This window comes from Bacillus sp. BF2-3 (assembly GCF_008368795.1).
In the GTDB taxonomy this organism is placed as follows: domain Bacteria; phylum Bacillota; class Bacilli; order Bacillales; family Bacillaceae_G; genus Bacillus_A; species Bacillus_A cereus.
The window spans coordinates 41,963-62,148 of sequence record NZ_QOSA01000018.1 but is presented as its reverse complement, the minus strand read 5'-3'; the positions used below and the strand labels follow the sequence as shown (position 1 = coordinate 62,148).

The following is a 20,186-nucleotide window of genomic DNA, read 5'->3' as shown; positions in this document are numbered from 1 at the left end:
TAAATATGGTTTCTTCTTTTTCTTGTGAGCTTCGGGTACCTAAGCGACTCGAACAGCAAGAGTTCACTTGATTTTTCCACGTTATTAATTGATTCTATTGGAAGGTGGGGAGTACTTGAAGTTTACTGCTATATCAAATAATTCAGCCTTAGAGCACGCATTCTGCGTTTTGTTTTAGGACTACTATACAATTTTTAAATTAATGAATGTGTGGTGGTAACGCTTATTATAAAATTGGATTTTTAGCGGAATTAATGTTAAGTTAACTTTACATTTTGTTAATTATGGTATACATTTAAGCTAAGAGGTGGTGAACTTGACTATTTTTAACAAAGTAAAGGAAATTAGAGCTCGTTTTAATTTCACACAAAGTGTATTAGCTGAAAAAGTTGGAGTGACGAGGCAAACGATCGCAGCAATTGAAAAAGGGGATTACGTCCCTTCATTATTACTAGCATTGTCAATTTGTGATGTGTTTGATTTGAAGATGGAAGAAGTGTTTGTATTAAATAAGGAGGAAGAAGAGGATGAATAGATTGATGATTTCTTATGTGGTTAATGTACTTATTATGGCATTAGCATGTTGGGTATTCATTGAACTTTATTACGGCATTATAGAACTTGCCAATATTATTGACGCTAAGAAAGTAACTTTTGAAGTATCATTAAATATTACACCAGTCTTATTTTTATTAGTTATAGGTATTGTAATAACAATTTTTTATAAAATACAGAAGAAGAAATATAATGCCCTTTCATATCTGATGTATCCACTACTGTTTCCCCTAGAAGACGAACGTGAAAAGTTAATTACTGAAAGAGCTTGTCGTACAGCATTTGTTTCACTCTGGTATGTGTTAATCTTCGCAGTTGGATTTTTAGTGCTTTCTCCTATTTTCAATATATATATTCCAGGATATCCCTTATACATTGTATTTAGTGTTTTCTTTATTCAAATGACAGTTTTTTATTTATCTTTATACCGAAATAAAATAATGTAAAGTGAGACCCTCTTGCAAAAGCAAGAGGTTTTTTAGCTGATACTAGTATATAGAGATATTATTTTATAAAAATGATTTTCGTTTTTGAGGGGACTTAAAAAAAGAACTGGAATGTTTTTATTTTTATGAATTTTTTCTATTGTTAATAGGATGAATTTGGCGATATGTAATTTAAATTTATAACAAAATACTACAATTTCCCATTAAATAACAGTGAAAGTAAAATTAAATATATCCATTTTATTAAGATAGTACTACATTCATAGGAAATTTGTTCAATTATATATAGAGAGATATTATTTTAAATAGTTATTAATAACGAAGAAGGAGAGGGAAAATTATGTTCAATCAAAGAACAAGAAATGGCGTCAAAAAAATCCTAGCCATTACAGCAGCTAGTACGGTGTTTTCGATGTTTGGATCATCAATTTCTATCATAGAGGCGGCGTCTGCTCCAGGAGTTTATGTTACACCTAAAAATAGTGTTTCTTCAGATATTATTAGTATAGACTGGTCTCCTGTTCAAACAGCACCTTATACATATTGGGCTGTACATAACTGGAACCAGGGGGGAGAAGCTGGTGGGTATGCTGGATTCCAACAACAAAGCGGTTTTGATGAAAATGGAAAGCGTACTTTACACTTTGCAGTTTGGGATCCTATTTCTTCTAAGGAAGCAATAAAAGCAGAATATGTATCCCCTACATCAGTTGCAAGTAATTTTGGTGGAGAAGGAACAGGTCTTAAAATTCAGACGACATATGATTGGAAGAATTATAATTGGTATCGCATGACAATGCGTTCTTGGCAAGAGAATGGACACACAAAATTTGGACAGTGGTTAAAAGATGTTTCAAAAAATCAATGGAAGCTTATTGGGATTATGGACTTTCCAGTTCCTAACGTTACATTTAACTATGGACAAACGCTGTTTCAAGAAGACTGGCTTGGTAATGGACAAGATGTAAGAGAGGCACGTGTAAAAAATGGATATGGAAGAAATATCTCAGATAAAAAATGGACATCTTGGAATACTCAATCAATAGAGGGGCAAGAGCCATTGAATAATAATTGGGATGGGGGAGCTACTTCAGAATATCTTTGGTTTAAGGCTGGGGGAGACTCTCGATCAACTATTGGAACAGGAAAAACATTTACGTTAAATCAACCTAGCCAACCTGAAATAGGAAAACTAGATTATGATGTAAAGTCTATGTATTATGAAAATGAAAAATTAAATATAACTTGGCAATTAAAAGATAGTAGTACACCTCAATTTAAGGGGAAAATTGAAATTTATAATAATGAAAATATGACGGGCCAACCGATTAACGTAATTAATGATATTAAATCTTACCAAAATGGAATCAGTCAATCTATATCATTACCAACAAATACTTATGCAAAAATTGTATTAACAGATATATTTGATCAAACTGTGGAAAAAAAGGTGAAAATCAAAAATGAATCTCCAAACATTTTAGAAGGGGATCGGTTTGCATGGTCGATGAAGGGTATAGGAGATTTTGAATTTGCAAAACTTGATTTAAATAAATCAACAGAAGAATTGCAAGTTAGTTTAATAGCAGGTACACCACACAATTATTTTGATAGTACGTATGCAAGTATTAAAGTACAGGATACATCAGGTAAAGTGGTATATAACAAAGAGATTTATGGGAATAATCAACAAAATGCTGAATCAAAAACAGTCCCAGTAAAAGTAGGCAATTTTATTGAACTTACACACCTAGAAGGTGGAGAGAGAGCGACATTAATAAATCTGGATAATAATAAACGCGAAAGCTTTGATAAAAAAGTAATATATGAAGTTACAAAGGATGGCCTGAAGAAAGTAAATCAAATTGTTAATCCGAAACCGGACACAGAAGCTCCAACACAGCCACAAGGATTATATGCAAGCAATGTTGCATCAGACAGTGTAGAGCTAAAATGGAATCCTTCTACAGACAATGTGGGTGTAAAAGAATATCAAGTGTTACGTGATGGACAATTAATTCAAACAGTACAAGAAACAAAGTTTACTGATCAAAACCTTACAGCTAATAAAGAATATAAATATACTGTAAAGGCTGTAGATACGGCTGGAAATATCTCGGTTCAAAGCAATATCCTTACAGTAACAACAAAGAGTCAAAATGTAACGTATGAAAAATGGGATCCTAAAAAGGCATATACAAAAGGAGATAAAGTAGAGTATCAAGGGAAATTTTATGAAGCGGTTCAAAGCTATCAAGGAAATGGAGATCCTACTTGGATATTTGCCTTGTCTTTATGGCAACCATTTAAACTAATATAAAAATCTTTTACTTAAATTTTATATATTCGTTTAGTGGTCGCAAAAATATGTTTAGATTTTAGCAGAAGATTTCAAAATTGTAAGGGAAAAACTTCAAAACTTCAAAACTTCAAAACTTCAAAACTTAAAATCTGTATATAAAGTAAATAGTAGTAAAAATACCAAATCTGAATTTTGTTAAGAAAATGTACTAAAAAAATTGATTATATCAAGTGGGAAATAGCTTTATCACTGAGAGAAAAAAACTTTACACAGGGCATCTAAAAAGATACCTTAGCAATAACGACAATTAGGGAGAAGTATTAACTAAGGTATCTGGGTGGATGGTTGCATAGTAAATATGCAATTTTGAGCATTGTTGAATGTATTGGGATATTCAACAAGTTCAGAGTAACACAAAGTTTCTGTTAATTCAGCCGGTAAATTTGTCCAAAAATACGTATCTATAAATCCACTTTTTACTTCTAGTGTGGATTTATAGATCCTAACAAACGTGTAATTTGAATTTAAAAGAATACTGGTAGAGATTTTTACTTGTCTATTATGAAAATTATACGATTTAGAGAAGTTCCTGGGCATATCGTTAAGGTTAGGCCACAGGATATATATAACCCTTAAATCATGAGATTCGAAAATATCTATGCATATCTTGTCATAACACCAAGACTTTTGGTAACTCTTTATTAATTAGGGGAGAGGTCATGTTAGATGAGAATGATAATCTGATTAGGAGGCATAGAGATGGAACTAACTAAATTAGAAAAGGTAATTGTTATTAGTACATTTGTTCAAGGGTTAGGTGAAGAATTCCTGGAAAATAGCAAGGACAATCATTCTTTAAAACAGCTACTTAGAGAGATAGAAAAGGTGTTTAATGATTCAACATCAAATCAAATGCGAGAAGCAGCTGAAAGTGTACTAGAAAAATTTATTTATGATTTAATAAAAGAAAACAATCTGCCACTACCAAAAATAAATTAAGATTTATTGGAGAAAGAGAGGGCAGTAAGGAAATACCTATAAGGAATCGCTACAGTATCCCTATAAAAATCAATATCAAGCTTGCATAAAGAATAATATATAAAGAGATTATTCTCTTTATATATGCCAAAAGTCAGTTACTTGTTTTCGAGAATCATGTTTTCTAACTATCTTCATTATTTTCTGCATTGTATTTGGTGATGGCACATAATCCTTGTCATTACACAGTTGACCTAATGTATTTCTGTTTACCTTACTAGCTTTAGAAAAACCCTGAATTGAGTAATTGTAGCTAGCTAAAAATTTAGCTAGCTTTGTTCTATGTCTCCCAATACCTCTACCCCACACGTTAATCTCCTCCATAATCTTTTTTAATCATCCTTGTCCGAAATGCAAAAAACTATACGCAATTGCACAGAAAAATTTGCATATTGTACAAGCTATTCACAATAAAATGTATCAAGGTTGCTACCAAAGTAGCTATCAAGATACCTCTACCAAACTTCTAAGTTTGTAAGTCCATGTATCATCGACATTCAAAATTCTGTTTATAAAGGGGAAATTTATATGTTAACTACATTTATCTCTTTAGGAGCTTTAGGAGTAACGACAATTGGAGGGGCGCTGTTAGAAAAGCATCTTGTAAAAAACGATTATGTTGCAGCAGCGAAACTTGTAAGCGATGGAATATATCATGGAATAAGGATAGGTGGAGTTTGTTTCATTGGTTATGTATTCATTCAAATTGTGGTGATGTTTTAAGGAGGAAATTACATGGGGATTTTAAAGGATTGGCTTCATAAACAAACTTTGAAGAATCGACTTATAGAGGTGTTTGTAAAGGCAGGTTTATATGTAGATCATCAAACACGAGGTGGGAAAGTACCCATTTACCCGAAGATACATGATATTTCTTCCTCAAAAGAAAAGGTTCGATACATATTTACCATTCCAAACGGATTAGATCCGAAAACCATTGAAAAGAAGTGGTTTTGCTTTCAACAAATATTAGGGCGTAATGTAGCAATTGAAGGTGATATTAAAAGATTTGTACTTAATGTGTTTCATTCGGATGCTGGGCTACAAGCATACAATTACAGTTATAAGAAGTGGCAGCCATTACTTATACAACATCATCTTCCTGTAATTGTGGGGCGTGACCAATTTGGAAATATGATTACGTATGACATGATTGCTTCAAACACGCCGCATCTTCTAATTGCAGGAGAGACGGGGAGCGGGAAAAGTAGTATGGTACGCGTTGTACTGTCTACACTTATTCAATATATGTCTCCTGATAAATTACATTTGTACCTGGGAGATTTGAAGAATTCCGAATTTCATTTCTTGCGAAGGGTGAAACACGTAAAAGAGGTTTGCATGGAAGAAATAGAAATGAAGATTATGCTGCAGAAAGTGTGGAAGGAAATACGCGAACGTAGAAAATTGATGGAAGAGTATGAAGTAGATCATATTGACGAATACAACAAATTAAATCCTGATAATCAGAAACCATATATCTTACTTGCTATCGACGAAGTGGTTATGTTGCAAGATGAAAAGGAATGTATGTCTATAGTTGAAAAAATATCGGCAGTCGGAAGGGCACTTGGAGTTTTTTTAATGCTAAGTATGCAACGACCTGATGCAAAAGTGTTGGATGGTAAGCTAAAGCTCAATATGACGGTTAGAATGGGCTTTAAATGTGATAGTACAATTAATAGTAATATTATGGGTACTCCTGGTTCAGAACGCTTGGAGCAATCTGGCCAAATGATATTAAAGTTAAATGGATTAAAGAAAGTACAATCTCCTTATTTAGAATTAAGTAAAGCCAAGAAGATAGTTGAACCTTATCGCGTTCCGAAAGAGAATATAAAGTTGCAAAACCTACCACAAGAAGAAAATCAATTATTCGGGGTGTTAGATTATGAGGAATAGAGACAAAGCCATATTAAACAATTTGAAGCGTTTTAGATGTATGTCTCGTGATGACATTATTGATTTGCATTTTCAAGGATTAAAGAACGCGGTTACATGCTGTAATACGGTGATGAAGCGATTAAGAAGAGATGGTCATGTGAATGCCAATATCTCGCAACAGCCATACATTTACTTCCCTCAATCCAGCACACTTCGCAAAACTAGCCAAAAGATTCCCCACTTTCTAGGCATATTAGATGTGTATAAACAGCTTATCTATTATGAAAAACCTAAACTGTTTAAAGTGGAGCCAAAGTACGGTAAAGAATTCATGGAACCTGATGCATTTACAATTTGGCGTAGATCTCCATTTTTCATTGAAGTCCAGAAGTCAGTTTACAGCAAAAAAGTTATGCAAGATAAAATAAATAGGTATGAATTATACTTCCACAGTCAGGAATGGCATAACGAATCTTGGCAGCCAAAAGAATCTAAATTCTTTCCATCAATACTTATAATTACTGAAAAGTATTATAATATCAGCTCTTTTAGCCTACGTATTTTTCAAGCTTCTTCAATTAGTAATTTCTTGAATAGCCTTGCTGTAAAAGCACAGTAACAGTCCCTAATTAGGTTTTTTTCTCTAAAGAGGTTTCTTAATTTAAATCTATGTTTATGAGGTCATCATTGACTGAATTCTAATACAGTTTCTGTTATTAATACAAGTAGCAATGCTGTTATCGCGACAATTTCAGTACATACATTCTTTCAGTGCATCGTCTCTTTAGTCGCCGAATCAATTCCACATACTTTTGGAAGGAGGAATATTACCTAGTCAAAAATGTTTACATATCCATATAACAATAATTGATATTGAATGTTTTCTACCTTAAAAGCTAGTTAGGCGATAAAAATAACATGAATGGACATAATAAGTTTGGTAAATTCACGTATTACTTTTTAAATCCTAGGTATTATATTGCTTATAAAAGGATGTGTTAGAAGTGAGAATTGGAGTAGTTAAAGAGATAAAAAAGGGAGAAGCACGTGTAGGAATGACCCCTGAAAATGTTCGGAAGTTAGTTGAAGAAGGGCATCAAATCTTAGTAGAAAAAGATGCAGGTATTGGATCAGGATATACAAATGATGAATATACAGGCGCAGGTGCAAATTTAGTAGCACAAGGAGAAGCTTGGGAAGTTGATATGGTAGTTAAAGTAAAAGAACCATTACCTGAAGAATCTCGTTACTTTAAAAAAGATCTTATAATCTGGGGTTTTTTACATTTGGCTGCGTCGAAAGAATGCGTAGAAGCAATGAGAAATGCTGGTACTACTGCAATTGCAGGAGAAACAATTAGCGAAGATGGTGTTTTGACATTATTAAAGCCAATGAGTGCAATTGCTGGTCGTCGTGCTGTATTTATGGGAGCATATTATTTAGAAAAACAACATCAAGGAGAAGGGATTTTATTATCAGGTATTGAGGGAATCCCTGCCGGAAATGTAGTTATTTTAGGTGGAGGAAATGCTGCAACTAATGCCTGTGATATGGCAATTGGAATTGGATGTAGTGTTACAATCCTAGAGGTTAATCAAGAAAGAATTGCATATTTAAGAAAGCAATACGCAACAGAAGAAGTAAATATAATTGAATCTAATACTGAAAATCTAGAGCGAACGATTAAAGAAGCAGATTTATTTATTTCAACAATTTTAATACCAGGATCTCGCCCTCCTAAAATTGTTAAAGAGTATATGGTTCAATCTATGAAGCCAGGAAGTGTGATTGTGGATATTGCAATAGATCAAGGTGGTACGGTAGAGACAGTCGATCATTATACAACTCATGATAATCCTATATTTATTAAGCATGATGTAATCCATTATGCAGTACCAAATATGCCTGGTGCTACTCCACGTACTTCTACTATGGCCTTAGCAAATGGAAATATTGAGTATTTACTAGAAATAGCTAAAAATGGATTAGAGAATGCAATCCAAAATAAACCGGCTTTAGGGACGGGGATTAATATTTACAAGGGCACGATAACTTATGAGAATTTAGGTGCAACACTAGAGTTAGATTATAAGCCATTGAAAGAAGTGTTAATATGAGTAATGAAGTTTTACCACTCAACATTGGGAATATAAAAAAAGCACAAAAAATTTTAGATGGAAATGCTAGAAAAACGCCTTTGGTTAAATCTTTCTATTTAACCAGTAAAACCGGTGGAGAAATTTATTTGAAGTTGGAAAATATGCAGTTAACGGGTTCATTTAAGTTTCGTGGTGCATTTAATAAAATTTCCCAACTAACAAATGAAGAAAAAGAACGTGGTGTAATCGCTTGTTCAGCTGGAAATCATGCACAAGGTGTTGCATTATCTTCTCATTTACTTAAAATTAAAAGCAAAATTGTGATGCCGACCTCTGCACCGCAAGCTAAAGTGGATGCGACGAGAGGGTATGGTTCTGAAGTTATTTTATATGGTGATACGTTTGATGATGCAAAAGCGAAATGTGAAGAGATTATAAAAGAAACAGGCGAAACATATCTACATCCATATGATGATGTAGAAGTAATGGCTGGTCAAGGGACAATTGGGTTAGATATTCTGGATGATATGTGGGATGTTGATACTGTTATTGTACCTATTGGTGGTGGAGGAATTATTTCAGGGATTGCTGTAGCACTGAAATCATTTAATCCCTCCATTAATATTATTGGGGTTCAAGCTGAAAACGTACACGGTATGAAAGCTTCTTACGATGCTGGAGAAATTGTATCACATTATAAAGCTCCAACAATAGCGGATGGTTGTGCAGTTAAAATACCTGGAAATTTAACCTTTGAAATTGTAAAAAAACTAGTAGATGAAATTGTAACTGTATCAGAAGAAGAATTAGAAGTAGCGATGAAAGACTTACTACAACGCGGAAAGGCTGTCGTAGAAGGTGCGGGAGCATTAGCCACAGCCGCTCTTCTTGCAGGCAAAGTTGATAAATATGTACAGGGTAAAAAAGTAGTAGCGGTTATTTCAGGCGGCAATGTGGATTTAAAACGTATTTCAAGTGTATGTGAGCATTTCTTTGTTGCCAATGAAGTAAAATAATGATTGAGGAATGTAAATAATAAGTTGATATTGCTAAAAAAAGAGCTAGGATGAAACATCTTAGTTCTTTTTTGTAACATCAGGATACTATTGAGGCAGAATTGTTTAAAAACAAACTCTTATACAAGGGGTACCGCCACATCACTATCAAGCTAAACTCATACAACGTCAATCATAGTAGAGTTTGTAGCGATATTTTGACTCATTCATATACATAAAGCGACTAAATCTTTTGCTTGGTACTTACTGGTTCGTTGTACAAAACCAGCATCTCTAGCAAGAACCCGTAAGGCATTTGGAGAGAGGGCACTTTGAATCTCTTGAGCAAATAGTTGTAATTCGTCAGACACAGAAACAGACATAAAAAACGCCATCCTTTCCCATAATTCTACAGAAAGAATAGCGTATTTTTACACTTTAAAGAAGAATAAGAAAAATAATCAAAAGAAAAGTAGATATTTAAAAAGAATTTTGAATACTTAATAAGATAAAAAGGGATTGTCAAGAAATCTGTGTAAGTTTTTGAAACGAACACATAGAATAGCAAATATTAAGGCAAGATTGATTCTGTCTTTTTTATCTTCTTTTGACTTTCGGTTTGTGTGATAATTAAATCGAAAGGTCGTGGAAGAATGAAGATTGCGGTGATACAAGCAAGTACCCAAACTAGCAAAAATGAACTGATTTTTGAAGAGACAAAAAGGGCTGTGGCGAGGCATGGATATGAAGTGCTCAATTTTGGTGTTACAGTTGAGGAATCCGAGTTAAGCTATATCCAAGTGTCCTTAGCTGTTGGTCTACTTCTAAATTCAGGTGCAGTTGATTTTGTCGTCACTGGATGTAGTAGCGGTGTTGGTATGTCGATTGCCTGTAATACACTTCCGAATGTCATTAGCGGTTATCTGCCAACTCCAACAGATGCGTTCCTATTCGGTAGGATAAATAACGGAAACTGTGCATCACTGCCACTTGGATTGAACTTCGGTTGGGCGGGCGAATTAAATCTTCGCTTCACGCTTGAGAAACTATTTGAAGAACCGTTCAATACTGGGTACCCTGAAGAATCCGCCGAGCGAAAGAAACGTGATGCAGAACTTTTTAAAGCAATCAAGAGTTTTTCACATCATGGCATCGTTGAGATCCTAAGTCAGCTAGATGGAGCCGTTATTAATCCTGTTCTTCAAAAGCAAGATTTAGTGGAATTCCTCTTGCGGAATGGCACTAACACAGATATATCAAATTATCTTATCGAACAAACGAAGTATTTAAATTACGGTAGGTAAATACTATATTTTTCAATACGTTTGGCGAATTTATCATTAACCATAAGTTGATTCAACACCATTGAACAATTACGGATATGACCGCCATTCCATTTGTTTTGGAGTTCTTTTACACGTAAATACAGAACCTTTAGTAAGGCGTTTTCGTTCGGGAGATCGCCTTTTTTCTTTACCTTACGGAAACTTGAATTGACACCTTCGACAGCGTTTGTCGTGTACATAACTTTGCGAATGTCAGAGCCGTAGTCAAAGAACTGTTCGACATGCGAGAAGTTGCGTTTCCACACGTCAAACGCCGCGTGGCTCGCTTTGATTGATGAAGCACCATAGAATTTCTTCAAATCTTTACAGAATTCCTTGTAATCTTTACTTGGCACGTAGCGAAGTGAATTACGCACCAAATGAACGATACAACGCTGTACGACAACTTGTGGAAAGATTGCCCGAGCGCCATCTTCAAGACCCGAAACTCCGTCCATAGAGATGAAGAATACATCTTCGACACCGCGAGTTTTGAGTTCATCAAAAATCTGCATCCAGCGATTCTTCGATTCAGTTTGATTGAGCCAACTTCACGGATCTTGAATCTCTTTTCTTTCTAACCACAAGTGTAACCACTCCTTCGTAATAATTTTAGAAAAAGAAAAACCGTGAAGCAACCCACTACCTAGGATGGTAGGTTACTTACACGGTTTATATTACACTCTCATAAAAATCTAAAAATTGTTATTCCTTCTGAATATTACTTAATCCTTCTTCTAATCCTTTTACTAATTCTTTCTCTGTTCCCTTTTCTAATCCTTTTACCAATTCTTTCTCCGTTCCTTTTTCTGTCCCTTTCTCCGCTTCTTCATTCTTCTTACTATGCCCCTCTAACATCCCCACCAATATTTCTGTAATTATTGACATAGGTACACCTTTATCCAATAACATTTTAAGAAATTCAAATATACTGAGACCCTGTGAGTTAATTGCATTATATTTGTTATTGATATGTTGCTCTATATTTTTTTCGGAAAGTTGATTATCCCTAGTCTTACTTTCAGGATTATATTTTTGATTATTGTTTACTATACGTGAAGTTGTAGTACTTAGAGATTTATTATTTAAAACTGTAATATTTAAAGGATAAAACCTGTTATTTATGTTTGAATTGATTTTCATCTCTCATTTTCCTCTTTCTTTTTTGATAAATTTAATATGAAAGTTCATTCCATATTGTTATATCACATATCCAATTATTACAAGTATAATATAAATTTCTTTTAAACTAAATAGAATACTATATAAATATATAAATTCCATTTTGCAATGCTTAAAAGTCACTATAAATAGATAAAATTCTATTCTTCCATGTAGGAAACCTATAGGACTGAAATACATTTGAATATTAAATATAAATTTAGACATAAAAAATACAATCTATTCTTATGTTTTTATAGAAAGAATAGATTGTGTTTTTTCATTTAGGAATTATATGAAAGCCTTAGCTTAATAGAAATGTGGCGGTACCCCTATAATTAAATTTAAGAGGGTATTGCAAGGGTAATAATTTATCTACAATGAGTTATTAATGTGGATTTAGCTCATTTTTTACATGTAGCAGGTGATTCTTTGATTGTTGTCGTACTTCGGTTTGAATTACAGTGAGTTGCATTCATCCAAAAAACACCGCTAATTTCCTATAGATAATGGAGGTCATCAGCGGTGTTTATCGGTGTATAAAACTCAACATTATTAATAAGTCTTCTTTTAAAATATAAATGGTTAAAAATATGAAAAAACTTCGATTGTTATATTATCTTTTATTTTTGAAATACAGGTGCTATTTTGTCAATGCGGTTTGTCCAAATTCCACCTGTATAATCGTCAGGAAGACGTTTTATATCTTCAAGTGAGTCAAATCCACTTGAAAATCCAAATCCATTTCCTCCTACAACGATAACTCGAGTATCAGCTTTATCCATTCGATTAAGAAAACGATTTGGCCATCCCCAAAGCCAAGGCGCTACTTTGTCTGGTATATGTAACTCTCCATGCTTCAGGCTTGAAGGCATGTAACCAGTCCATCCTAACGCCATATAAGTAAGAAGATCCTTTTTCATGGTTGCTTTAGACATTAATCGTAAACTAGGGATGCGCTCTTTTATCGCAGCAATTGGTTTATCGCCACCATATACAGTTAGTTGCTCAAGGCGTTTTGCTGGTAGTTTCTTAAGATAAGAAGCCAATTGGATTCCTTCATTTTCATCATTACTTTTAATATGAATAAGAAAAGAGCGATCTGGAAAATGGTTAAGTACTTCATCAAGTGTTGGCATAAGATTAATCCCCAGACCACGAAATGGGAATGTTTTACCACCATCAGCTGTATAACCGTAACCAATATCAAGTGCTTGTAATTCTTTTGTTGTAAAATCTATTGTAACACCTTTACCATTAGTACGGCAATCAAGAGTCCAGTCATGAAAAATAACAAAATTATTATCTTTAGTTGGTTGAACATCAAACTCTACTAAATCAGCCCCAGCTTTAAATGCCGCTTCCATAGATGGAATTGTATTTTCTAAATAAGGATATTCAGGTTTATTTATACGTTCAGCTGTACATGTATCACCCTCAATTCCCTCCATGCTAAATGTTTGCGAAAGCCCTCGGTGAGCAAGAAGAAGAGGAGTCACCTCGGTCCTCTCAGCAAAAAAAGAACTATTATTTACATAAACAAATACGAATAGGATAAGAATTATCAAAGTCGTTTTACGTTTTAATAACCTTTTTATTTTATTCATTGTATGCTCCTCTTAATTATTAGTTGAAATGCTTTAGACAATGTTCGTCATTTAAATACTGGTAGATGTTACAACCTATTTTATTTTATTGCAATGGATATGATTGGCAATAGATGGTTGGCACTTTGATAGATATATCAATATAACTCTTCAGCAAATAAAGATAATTTTTTATCCAGGTCCATAAAAAGCATTCCAAATCCCTAAGTTGATGGATGTGTAGTGAGCTCTCTATAAGGGTGTAAAGTGCTAAAAACTATGAACGTTTCCGCAACATTCCCCTTTGCCTCTTTCGAATAAAATTTATAGGAAGATATAATAAAAGTATAACGATATAAGGGGCGTCTTTTATGAGAAAAGAGAAAAGACAAAGGCTAATTAAACAAGCAGTGAGAGAGCATGAAATAGATACACAAGAAAAGTTAGTAGAGCTGTTAGCAAAAAAGGGGGCAATTGTAACACAAGCTACTATTTCGCGAGATATTCGCGAATTAAATATAATAAAGACTGTTTCTTCAAACGGTTTAACTATATATAAAAACTTCACAGGAGATAATATACAAACTGATATGATGTTAAAGAAAAAATTGAGAGAAGTTGTCGTAAAGGTTGATTATATAAATCAATTAACCATTATTAAAACTTTACCAGGTAATGCACATGTTATAGGTGTGTTATTAGACTCTTTAGACTGGAAAGAAAAAGTAGGATGTATTTGTGGGAATGATACATGTCTTGTAATTTCAAAATCACAATCGGATAGGGAAGTTCTAGAAGAGAGATTAAAATTAATTATGTAGATAAAAAAACTACTAATACAGGATTTTATTAAAGAGTTCGTTATTACTACAGTCTTCGTAAATTGAAATAGTTAGCATTATATGAGTTTTACGTATTTAAGCAAATAAGGATGGGGTATGTATAGTGCAAGTACTTTGCTATCAGAATTTCAACAAAAAAACGTTATTCTATTTTCGATTGTCGCTCTCAAAGCTAGTTTTAACTAATTTTATTTCGTTACAGAAATAAAGCAGCTTTTCCGGAGCCTTGGTAATAAATTAAACTTTTAATTGGGATACTTTACGGTATATTGAAATTAATTGTCTTCTTAGTTGTTGAAGATACTTAATATAGAAATGATGTTGGAGTATTGAGAAAAATAATTAATTCTAAATAAGAAGTTTTAACGTAAGGTAGCTAAAATTTGAAAGTGAGTATAATTAATTGAAATTGCTAGTTATAGGAGAGGGTAAAAGTATCTTGTAAAGTAATGCATATAACATAGAAGGATATAAGAGATAGGTGAAATTTATGAATACAAGACAAAAAGAAATTTTATTTCTACTATTATCTGAATCTAACAACTATTCATTAGTACAAGACCTTGCAGATAAGGTGAATTGCTCTGAAAAAACAATTCGTAATGACTTTAAAATAATTGAGGAGCACCTTGAAAATTATTCAAGTGCGATTCTTGTTAGGAAACCGGGATTAGGTGTGTACTTAGAGATTGAGGAATATGAAAAGGTGGACTTGTTTAATAAACTTTATTGTATTCATAATCGCACAAAGTATGAATCAGATGAAGAAAGAATTCTACAAATTGCATACAACTTATTAATGAATGTAAAGGCAGTTACTGCACAGGAAATGGCATCTCAACATTTTGTAAGTCGAACGACTATAAAAAAAGATCTAGATAGAATTGAAAAATGGTTACATCATTTTGATTTAACCATTGTTTCAAAACAGCGAGTTGGGCTTATTATTGATGGAAATGAAAAGAAAAAAAGAAGAGCATTGGCTAGATTATCAGATTTGATTCGTAATTCTGATCTTACGAATCAATTTATTAAAGAACAATTTCAATATCATGAGGTTGAATTTGTTACGAACGAATTGAAAGCGTTACAAAAACGAAATGCATTGTTTTTTACAGATGATACATTTGAAAGTTTATTAGTGCATACATTGCTCATGGTACGGAGAATGAAACTTAAACAACCTATTTTAAATGCTGAAAAGGAAATTAAAATACTGAAAGAAACAAAAGAATATATATGGACATTGGAATTTTTAAAACAGTTGGAATGTGTTTTTTCAGTCCATTTTACAGAAGAAGAAGTTACGTATTTAACAGCTCATATTTTAGGTGGGAAAATCCGTTATCAAGATAAACCAATGCAGGATAGCACACTTACTGAAAGTAATCCAATTCTTTCTATAGTTATACAGCAATTAGTTAAACGTATGTCTCAGTTGTATGAAATTGATTTCAGTAAAGACAAAATTTTAATTGAAGGGTTAACGATTCATCTATATACCGCATTGAATCGCTTAAGCTATGATCTTTCTGTCTCTAATCCGATGTTACACGATATAAAGAGAATGTATCCCTATGTTTTTAATGTATTGATACAAGTATTAGAAGAGATAAACGAATCTCTAACTATATATATTCCAGAAGAAGAAGCGGCTTATCTTACTCTACACTTTGAAGCATCTGTTGAACGGTTAAATGACCAGGAAAAATCTAAAAATGTAATTATTGTTTGCCATATGGGCATTGGCATGTCGCAGTTGTTACGTACAAAAATCGAGCGTAAATTTCGTCATATCCATGTGATGGACTGTATTTCAAAAGCTGATTTACAAAGTTATATAATGAAACATCGTGATGTGGATCTCGTTATTTCAACTACTACTCTTTCAAGATTAAACATTCCTCATATAGTAGTATCCCCATTATTAGAGGGGCCAGAAGAAAAGAAGCTAGGGGACTTTATACAAAATTATGATGAGCCAAGTTATAAAGAACCAAAAGACTTTGTTATGTTCAATTATACATCACCATTTTTAGTGTTTTTACAACAGGATATACAGCACCCATATGAGCTAATTGAAAAGTTAGCGTATGCTTTGCATAGTAAGGGGTATGTAGATAAAGAGTATGCAGAAAATGCAATCATAAGAGAAAAAATGTCAGCAACAACGATTGGGGCAGGAATAGCAATTCCCCATGGCAACCCAAAATTTATTCAAGAATCAGTAATTGCAATCGCTACATTAAAGGAACCAATTGATTGGGGAGCAGAGAAGGTATCACTTGTATTTATGCTAGCAGTTAAAAGTGATGGACAAGAGGTAACGAAACAATTGTTTCAGGAACTATCCTTTATAAGTGAGCAACCATCCTTTATTCAAAAGCTTACGAAAGAAACAAATGTAATGAAATTTTTGTCCTTTTTACATAATTAACCGAAAAGTGGAGGGTCAAATAACCTGTTGTATGCTTTGGTAAAAATTATATTTTTCCGGAAGTTACGGTAAAAAATGAAATTTTTGACGTCGTAATATTGATTTATAGTAAGTGTAGGCGCTTAGTAAGAAGTGTAAGGAGGATTAAGAATGAAATTGTTAGCGGTTACATCGTGTCCGAATGGGATTGCTCATACTTATATGGCAGCTGAAAATTTGCAAAAAACAGCGGATAAATTAGGAGTCAAAATGAAAATTGAAACTCAAGGTGGAATAGGGGTAGAAAATGAGTTGACTGAACAAGAAATTCGCGAAGCAGACGGCATTATTATAGCTGCAGATAGAGTCGTAAATAAAGATAGATTTATAGGAAAAAAATTGTTGGTTGTCGGAGTGCAAGATGGTATTCGTAAACCAGGAGAATTAATTCAGAAAGTAATCAGCGGGAATGTACCTATTTATCATTCACAATCAAAAATAGTAGAAAGTAACCATCAGGAAAGAAAGCAAAATCCGATATATCGTCATTTAATGAATGGTGTATCTTTTATGGTTCCATTTATCGTAGTCGGGGGATTATTAATTGCTATTGCGTTAACACTTGGGGGAGAAAAAACTCCTGGGGGTTTAGTGATTCCAGAGGGTTCTTTTTGGAAAACCATTGAACAAATTGGTGGTGCATCATTTACGTTCATGGTCCCAATACTGGCTGGATATATTGCATATAGTATAGCGGATAAACCTGGACTTGTTCCTGGGATGATTGGTGGATATATTGCAGCAACAGGAAGCTTTTACGGAAGTGAAAGTGGTGCTGGTTTTCTTGGTGGAATTATCGCTGGTTTTCTAGCTGGTTACATAGCGTTAGGAATCAAAAAATTAAAAGTTCCAAAAGCGATTCAACCAATTATGCCGATTATTATTATTCCGGTATTTACTTCTCTTATTGTAGGCTTAGCATTTGTATTTATTATTGGTGCTCCTGTTGCACAAGTTTTCGTATCATTAACAGCTTGGTTAGCAGGTATGCAAGGGTCAAGTTCAATTCTCTTAGCATTAATTTTAGGGGCAATGATTTCATTTGATATGGGTGGTCCAGTCAATAAAGTAGCATTCTTATTTGGTTCAGCAATGATTGGAGAAGGAAACTATGAAATTATGGGTCCAATTGCTGCAGCAATTTGTATACCACCAATTGGAATGGGACTGGCTACTTTCATAGGTAAGAGGAAATTTCAAGATTCAGAGAGAGAAATGGGTAAAGCATCATTTACAATGGGGCTATTTGGTATTACGGAAGGTGCAATTCCCTTTGCAGCACAAGATCCACTCCGTGTTATTCCAAGTATAATGGCTGGTTCGATGACGGGTGCTGTGATTGCGATGATTGGTCATGTAGGAGACAGAGTAGCACATGGTGGTCCAATTGTTGCTGTGCTAGGAGCAGTAGATAATGTATTTATGTTTTTTGTGGCTGTAATTGTAGGCTCTATTGTGACAGCTGTTGTAGTAAATGTATTGAAAAAAGACGTTTCAAAGTTAGAAAAACAAGAAAATGAACAAATAAAAGAAGTTTCAGCAACAATAGAAGTACAACAACTGGAACAAGAAACTCAAGCAAGAGGCGAACAAGTAGATAAGGTAGAGATAAAAAAATTAACAGATATTACAAGTTTGGAATTAATTGAAACGGACTTAAAAGGGGAAACAAGAGATGACATCATTGATGAAATGATTAAAAAATTAAAGCATGTAGGTGCATTACATTCAGTGACAGAATTTAAACAGGCTATTATGAACCGTGAGCAAGAAAGTACTACAGGTATTGGCATAAACATTGCGATTCCACATGGGAAATCAGCTGCCGTAAGGAAACCGAGTGTGGTATTTGGAATTAAACAATCGGGCATAGATTGGAAAAGCCTTGATGGAACGGAAGCGAAGTTAATATTTATGATTGCGGTACCAAAAGGAAATGAAGGGAATGAACATTTAAAAATCCTTCAAATGCTTTCTCGAAAACTAATGGATGATAGTTATAGAGAGCGGTTATTATCTGTTCAAACAAAAGCAGAAGCATACAAACTACTAGATGAAATTGCATAGAATGGAGGATTCAAATCATGACTGAACCATTATTTTTTGCACCTGTTTTTAAAGAAAGAATTTGGGGTGGGATACATTTAACTTCTTTTGGATATGAAATTCCATCAAATCAAACTGGAGAGTGTTGGGCTTTTGCAGCGCATCAACATGGACAAAGTATTGTTAAGAACGGAAAGTATAAAGGGCTATCCTTGGGTGAATTGTGGGATAACCATCGAGATTTATTTGGAAATATGGAGGGGGAGCGTTTCCCTCTTCTTACAAAAATTTTGGATGCCAATCAAGATTTATCTGTTCAAGTTCATCCCAACGATGAGTATGCCAGCGTACATGAAAATGGAGAACTAGGAAAAACAGAATGCTGGTATGTAATCGATTCCATAAAAGACGCGGAAATTATTTATGGACATCATGCGAAAACAAAAGCAGAATTCATGGCTATGATTGAAAAGAAAGAGTGGAACCAACTGTTGCATCGCGTGAAGGTGAAACCTGGAGATTTCTTCTATGTGCCGAGTGGAACTGTTCATGCAATTGGTAAAGGGATTTTGATATTAGAAACGCAGCAAAACTCTGATACAACCTATAGATTGTATGATTATGATAGAAGAGATTCAGAAGGTAATTTACGTGATCTTCATCTTGAAAGCAGTATTGATGTAATAGAAACTCCATGTATTTCGAATCAGTTAACATTTAAAAATGAAAAAGTAGATGATTTGAGTATAACTAATTTTATTAAATGTCCGTATTTTTCAGTGGAAAAATGGGAGTTAGATGGATCAGCTAGTTTGGAACAACAAAAAGCCTTCCTTCTTGTTAGTGTAATACAGGGAGAAGGTGAGTTAATTAAAGAAGGTGAGCACTATTTCTTTAAAAAAGGAGACCACTTTATAATACCTAATTACTTTGGAGGATACAATTTGGTAGGTAACTCTATATGTATTGTTTCAAGTATATAATAAATTTTATAATTTTTATATAAAGATTATAGAAAATACTATTTAAACACAAATTAACCAGTTCCTGATTTTACGGATCTGGTTAATTTGTGTGAAGTGCATCAAGTTTTGAGGAAGTGCTTGTGAACCGTAGCATAAATAAATGAGGTTTTGTATGCTCGATTTTTAAATAATACCCAAGAAGGATTGGGTTGCAGTTATAGTAATACTCTATTTTGTATTTCTATAATAGATAATTTTTTAAAAAAACAGAATTATCTTGACAGTTATTGAATGGATTGATAAGGTTATAAAAAAATATTTCTTATCCAGAGAGGTGGAGGGACTGGCCTTATGAAACCTCAGCAACAGGTCTGCTTAAGTAGACACTGTGCTAATTCCAGCGGGTGATAATCCTGATAGATGAGAGCTTCCGTTTTTATTTGTCAGTAGCGCCCTCTTTTTTAGA

The 20,186-nt window shown here is 33.6% G+C and carries 16 protein-coding genes, 2 pseudogenes and 1 riboswitch; of the genes and pseudogenes, 14 read left to right on the top strand and 4 right to left on the bottom strand.

The window, feature by feature from the left end:
- Positions 1-316 precede the first annotated feature (316 nt).
- The 9 genes from DN401_RS14785 to tdcB all read left to right on the top strand — a co-directional run bounded on the left by DN401_RS14785 (position 317) and on the right by tdcB (position 9,340).
- A complete protein-coding gene (locus DN401_RS14785) occupies positions 317-535 on the top strand; it encodes a helix-turn-helix transcriptional regulator (RefSeq protein WP_000151822.1) in 219 nt (72 codons plus the stop codon).
- Entirely contained in the window at positions 528-1,001 is a 474-nt protein-coding gene (locus tag DN401_RS14780; protein ID WP_149287809.1) for a DUF2178 domain-containing protein, read from the top strand. Before DN401_RS14785 ends, DN401_RS14780 begins: the two co-directional genes overlap by 8 nt.
- A 340-nt stretch (positions 1,002-1,341) precedes the next feature.
- Positions 1,342-3,321, top strand: coding sequence for a DUF3472 domain-containing protein (locus DN401_RS14775; RefSeq protein ID WP_149287808.1), 1,980 nt, complete (start codon positions 1,342-1,344; stop codon positions 3,319-3,321).
- A 741-nt stretch (positions 3,322-4,062) separates the two neighbouring features.
- On the top strand, positions 4,063-4,302 hold the full coding sequence (locus DN401_RS14770; protein WP_000424047.1) for a hypothetical protein: 240 nt from the start codon (positions 4,063-4,065) through the stop codon (positions 4,300-4,302).
- Between the two features lie 567 nt (positions 4,303-4,869).
- On the top strand, positions 4,870-5,064 hold the full coding sequence (locus DN401_RS14760) for a hypothetical protein (protein ID WP_016513385.1): 195 nt from the start codon (positions 4,870-4,872) through the stop codon (positions 5,062-5,064).
- A gap of 12 nt (positions 5,065-5,076) precedes the next feature.
- The gene (locus DN401_RS14755) at positions 5,077-6,243 is read left to right on the top strand and encodes an FtsK/SpoIIIE domain-containing protein (protein WP_000511837.1); all 1,167 of its coding nucleotides are present in this window, start codon (positions 5,077-5,079) and stop codon (positions 6,241-6,243) included.
- Positions 6,233-6,844, top strand: a complete 612-nt coding sequence (locus tag DN401_RS14750) for a replication-relaxation family protein (protein WP_016513387.1) — start codon at positions 6,233-6,235, stop codon at positions 6,842-6,844. Before DN401_RS14755 ends, DN401_RS14750 begins: the two co-directional genes overlap by 11 nt.
- Positions 6,845-7,229: 385 nt before the next feature.
- Positions 7,230-8,342, top strand: coding sequence for an alanine dehydrogenase (ald, locus tag DN401_RS14745; protein WP_149287806.1), 1,113 nt, complete (start codon positions 7,230-7,232; stop codon positions 8,340-8,342).
- Positions 8,339-9,340: a bifunctional threonine ammonia-lyase/L-serine ammonia-lyase TdcB gene (gene tdcB / locus DN401_RS14740; RefSeq protein ID WP_149287805.1), complete on the top strand. Its 1,002-nt coding sequence runs from the start codon at positions 8,339-8,341 to the stop codon at positions 9,338-9,340. The genes ald and tdcB overlap by 4 nt, the downstream gene beginning before the upstream one ends.
- A 209-nt stretch (positions 9,341-9,549) precedes the next feature.
- Here tdcB and DN401_RS14735 read toward each other — a convergent pair.
- Positions 9,550-9,702: pseudogene (locus DN401_RS14735) on the bottom strand (IS4 family transposase); the annotation flags it as partial.
- Between the two features lie 270 nt (positions 9,703-9,972).
- Between DN401_RS14735 and DN401_RS14730 the strand changes: the two are divergent.
- On the top strand, positions 9,973-10,623 hold the full coding sequence (locus DN401_RS14730) for an RpiB/LacA/LacB family sugar-phosphate isomerase (RefSeq protein WP_149287804.1): 651 nt from the start codon (positions 9,973-9,975) through the stop codon (positions 10,621-10,623).
- Here the strand turns inward: DN401_RS14730 and DN401_RS14725 are convergent.
- From DN401_RS14725 to DN401_RS14715, 3 genes and pseudogenes are all read right to left on the bottom strand, one after another.
- Positions 10,611-11,192, bottom strand: a pseudogene (locus DN401_RS14725) (transposase); the annotation flags it as partial. The gene DN401_RS14730 and the pseudogene DN401_RS14725 overlap by 13 nt on opposite strands.
- Before the next feature lie 157 nt (positions 11,193-11,349).
- Entirely contained in the window at positions 11,350-11,787 is a 438-nt protein-coding gene (locus DN401_RS14720) for a hypothetical protein (protein ID WP_149287803.1), read from the bottom strand.
- Between the two features lie 641 nt (positions 11,788-12,428).
- Positions 12,429-13,412 carry a glycerophosphodiester phosphodiesterase family protein gene (locus DN401_RS14715; protein WP_149287802.1) on the bottom strand — a complete coding sequence of 328 codons (984 nt, stop codon included), beginning with the start codon at positions 13,410-13,412 and terminating at the stop codon, positions 12,429-12,431.
- Between the two features lie 350 nt (positions 13,413-13,762).
- On the opposite strand from DN401_RS14715, the gene DN401_RS14710 reads away from it, so the two are divergent.
- The 4 genes from DN401_RS14710 to manA all read left to right on the top strand — a co-directional run bounded on the left by DN401_RS14710 (position 13,763) and on the right by manA (position 19,738).
- Complete coding sequence (locus DN401_RS14710; protein WP_149287801.1) at positions 13,763-14,212, top strand: arginine repressor; 450 nt, start codon at positions 13,763-13,765, stop codon at positions 14,210-14,212.
- A 511-nt stretch (positions 14,213-14,723) separates the two neighbouring features.
- A complete protein-coding gene (locus DN401_RS14705) occupies positions 14,724-16,670 on the top strand; it encodes a BglG family transcription antiterminator (protein WP_149287800.1) in 1,947 nt (648 codons plus the stop codon).
- 150 nt (positions 16,671-16,820) lie between these two features.
- On the top strand, positions 16,821-18,776 hold the full coding sequence (locus DN401_RS14700) for a fructose-specific PTS transporter subunit EIIC (RefSeq protein WP_149287799.1): 1,956 nt from the start codon (positions 16,821-16,823) through the stop codon (positions 18,774-18,776).
- 17 nt (positions 18,777-18,793) lie between these two features.
- Entirely contained in the window at positions 18,794-19,738 is a 945-nt protein-coding gene (gene manA, locus DN401_RS14695) for a mannose-6-phosphate isomerase, class I (RefSeq protein WP_149287798.1), read from the top strand.
- Positions 19,739-20,039: 301 nt separating this feature from the next.
- Positions 20,040-20,147, top strand: a riboswitch (SAM riboswitch).
- Positions 20,148-20,186 lie beyond the last annotated feature (39 nt).